This is a genomic window from Candidatus Benthicola sp. (assembly GCF_058719085.1).
The window spans coordinates 1-3,665 of sequence record NZ_JBZQEK010000093.1; the positions used below are offsets into that span (position 1 = coordinate 1).

Genomic DNA, 3,665 nt, shown 5'->3' on the forward strand with positions numbered 1-3,665 from the left:
CCCGGTGGTCCCGAGGCTCGCGTTGAACAGGTTGACGTTGATCCGGAAGGCCCCGACGAACGGCGCGGCATGGGCCGCGGTCAGCGTGATGCGGTACTCCCCCGTCTCGCGATCGAACACGAGGCGCATCTTCCGCACGTCGATCGCACCGGTTCCGTCGTCGATCGGATCGTTGACCTGGAACGCCAGGTAGCCTCCGCTGGAGGCCTCGAACGAGGCCTCCGTCTCCAGGTCTCCGGAGATGGGAATCCACCCGCCGTCGGGCTCCGTCGGAACGTCGCAGGCGGCTCCAAGGATGGACGCTGCGAGCAGGAGTGCGAATCTCTTCATGGCTGCCCCCGGGTTGGGAGGTGGACGCGAGGGCCGGCCACCGGCGCGGCCCGTGAGCTATGCGTCACCCTGTCCGAGCGGGGTCAAGTCAGGATCAAGCGTGGCGAGTGTGACGACGGGCCGGCAGCCGAGTCCGGTCGGTCCTATTCCCCCGGCGGCGCGCGGCGGAGCTCGGCCCCGGTGAGGTCCGCGTACGAGAGGATCTCCGCGAGCACCCGCTGGAACTCCGGATCGTCGCGGATCGGGTCGAGGTCGGGACGCCACAGGGGCAGCAGAGCGATGGAGTTGAACCGCGGCCGGTCCTCGTACTGCTCTTCGAGCACCTCGATCGCCCGCGCCGTGTCCCCGAGGATGAGGTAGTCGGAGGCCGGGCCCCGACCTCGGCAGCAGCGCTCGTACGATTCGACGTCCCCGGTTCGAAACGCCTCGAAACGCGCGGCCGCGGCCCCGTCCCACATCCGTTGCGTGTCCGGATCGAGCCCGAGGCGGGGGATGTACTCCTCCCGCTCCATCCGTTCCGCTTCGTCGATGTCGCCCAGGTAGAGGTGGGCCCGGCTCAGGTTCGAGAAGGACTGGCGGAGCCCCGGCCCGTGCACGACCGCCAGCTCTCCCTGGGCGATCGCCTCCCCGGGTCGGTCGTTGGCGAGCAGGATGTAGCCGAGCACGTTGATGCGGATCGCGGCCGTCGGGTCGAGCGCCACGGCTCGCCGGGCGCTGCGGAGCGCTTCGTCCTCGCGACCCATCGCCGCCAGCAGCTCGGCGTACTGCTGGTGCGCCTCCGTGTCGTCGGGGTCGATCTCGAGCGCCCTCAGGTAATGGGTCTCCGCCTGCTCCCAGTCCCACCGGTCACGGTACACGTTTCCGAGCGCCACCTCCGCGGCGGCGAGGCGCGGGTCGAGCTGCAGCGCCCGGAGCGCGGCCGCCTCGGCGGCGTCCAGGGCCGGGGCCCACACGTCGGGGCTGCTGTCCTCGCCGATCTGGCCCGGCGCGTGGAACGGCACCACCGAGTGGGCCTGAGCGAGGCCCGCCCAGCCCGGGGCGAAGGTCGAGTCCCTGCGAACGACCTCCTCGAACAGGCGCACCGCCTCGAACACCGACGCGCCCCTCTCGCGCATGCGGGCCCGGGCCGTCAGGTACATCTCGTACGCCTCGAGATCGCCGATCGCGGTCACCAGGTCATCGCTGCCGTCCAGGCCGAGCGACACCTGCAGCTCCGAGGAGATCGCCTCTGCGATCTCCTCCTGGATGGCGAACACGTCGTCCAGGGTCCGGTCGTAGGCGTCGGACCACAGGTGGAAGTTGTCCGCGGCATCCACGAGCTGTGCGGTGATGCGAAGCTCGTTCCCCTGCTTGCGGACACTTCCCTCCACCACGTACCGGACCCCGAGCTCGCGGCCGATCTGCCGCAGGTCCTTCTCCTGGCCCTTGTAGGCGAACGAGGAGGTGCGGCCAGCCACCCGCAGGTCGCGGATCTTGACCAGCGCGTTCAGCAGCTCCTCGGTCATGCCATCGGCGAAGTACTCCTGGTCGCCTCCGGGACTCATGTCCGCGAACGGCAGCACGGCGATCGAGGGACGCGCGTCGTCCGACAGATCGGCATAGGCGAGCTGAAGCACCTCCGACTCGGCAGCGGGGCCGCCGCCCGCCGTTCCGGAGGCCGCGGGAGCGACGGGACTCCGCGTCGAGACGTTCGACGCTGCCGCTCCGGGTGCGGTGCTCCGCCCGACCCACCAGGCCCCGACGATCAGCGCGCACAGCCCCAGCAGGGCGAGGATCCCGGCGGGCCACCGGCGAGACGGCGAATCCGCCACGATCTGCTCGATCTCGCCCGGATCCGCCTTCTCCGTCTTCTTCACCCCCTCCGGCGTCATCTCGAGTGCCCACGCCAGGACCACCGCGATCGGAAAGCCGACCAGGGTAAGCGCGAGCACGAGGGTGATCGTCCACTCGGGGAGGCCGAGACCCGGAAAGGCGATGTCCGCCACCTGCAGAACGACGAACGACACCGCGCCATACATCGCCATGACGCGGAATACGTTTCGCCGCTTCAGCTCGGCGAACAGCCTCTGGTACCCCGGGACCTTGGACATGGGCCGAAGATCGCGGCGGGGCCGGGGTCGGAGCAAGGCGGAGGCGGTTCGGGAAGATATCTTCCTGAACCCGCAGGGCCTGATTTCAAGGGCATCCGCCGCGGCCGCCGCGCCGACCGATCAGGAGCCGCCGCTGACCTCCAGCTCGTAGGCCGCCGTCGAAACCCGCAGCGCGTTCTCGCGATCCGCCACCTGGAGGAGCGTGACCTCGTACGACTCGGCCGCGCCGGCGTCCGGCACCCGGAAGGTGAGCAGCGCCCCGGAGGTCACATCCCCCACGAACACGGCCGTCACCTCGGTCTCGCTCCCCGGCAGCGTCTCGAGGAACCGGCTGTACAGCGTCGGGGCCGCCGAGGTCACATCCGTCATTCCCGGACCGTCGACCCGCAGCAGCACGGCCCCGTCGTCCGGGAACGGCGTGGTGAGCGTCACGGTGAGCGTCCCCGCCACCGGGCCCGTCGGGCCCTCGGAGTCTCCATCCCCGCAGGAAGCGGAGGCCGTGAGCGCGGCACACAGGACGAGGCCGATCGGCCATCGTGGCTTTCGCATGACGCCCTCCCCTCCCTCAGTCCACCACGCCGGCGGCGACCAGGTAGGCCCGGAAGTCGCCGACGTCGTACGAGTCGTCGTGGTTGCCGATCACGTCGAGGAAGGTGCGCACCGGATCGGTGAGCAGGCCGGGCACACCCATCACCTCGTCGGCCGCCCGGCCCTCGTCGATGTCCTGCAGTCGCAGTCCCTGGACGGGCCATCCGTCGGCGAGCGGCGATCCGGCGGCGGCCCTCACGATCTCTCCGTTCCTCTGACCGATGTAGAGCACGGAGTTCGTGGAGCCGTCCGGATCGCGTCCGAACACCACGCGACAGGGGTCCTCGACCTGCGTGATCCACGCCTCATCCAGCCACCCTCCGTCCAGATCGACCCGGGTGATCCGGTCGGTGTCGCCCTCCTCGATCGCCTCGTGGGCCCAGTACCCGTTCCCGCTCGCGTCGAAGGCTATGCCCGACCACCGGTAGGGCAGATCGGCGAGCAGGTTCTGAAGGCCTCCGTCGACCAGCCTCCACAGGGCCGCGGAGCCGGTCAGATACACGTTCCCGTCGGAAGCCGGATAGAGGCCGCGCACGGCGAAGTCGTAGGTGTCGACGGTGGCGATGGTCTCCAGGAGCCGGCCCACCGCATCGATGTGAAACAGGCTGTCGACGGCCGCCACCCAGAGACTCCCGTCCGGTCGGGTGAGGATCCCGA

At 70.1% G+C, this 3,665-nt stretch carries 4 protein-coding genes; all 4 read right to left on the reverse strand.

Annotated features, from left to right (window positions below; genetic code table 11):
• A partial coding sequence (locus AC36XV_RS07205; protein WP_492203002.1) for a hypothetical protein occupies positions 1-330 on the reverse strand: 330 nt, incomplete at its 3' end.
• 143 nt (positions 331-473) lie between these two features.
• On the reverse strand, positions 474-2,420 hold the full coding sequence (locus AC36XV_RS07210) for a tetratricopeptide repeat protein (RefSeq protein ID WP_492203003.1): 1,947 nt from the start codon (positions 2,418-2,420) through the stop codon (positions 474-476).
• A 120-nt stretch (positions 2,421-2,540) separates the two neighbouring features.
• A complete protein-coding gene (locus AC36XV_RS07215; protein ID WP_492203004.1) occupies positions 2,541-2,969 on the reverse strand; it encodes a hypothetical protein in 429 nt (142 codons plus the stop codon).
• Positions 2,970-2,985: 16 nt separating this feature from the next.
• Positions 2,986-3,665: NHL repeat-containing protein (locus tag AC36XV_RS07220; RefSeq protein ID WP_492203005.1), on the reverse strand; the 680-nt coding region annotated here is incomplete at its 5' end.

Excerpts from the sequence above, each read along its gene's own strand:
- AC36XV_RS07210 (WP_492203003.1), bottom strand. The coding sequence starts at position 2,420 with ATGTCCAAGGTCCCGGGGTACCAGAGGCTGTTCGCCGAGCTGAAGCGG.
- AC36XV_RS07215 (WP_492203004.1), bottom strand. The coding sequence starts at position 2,969 with ATGCGAAAGCCACGATGGCCGATCGGCCTCGTCCTGTGTGCCGCGCTC.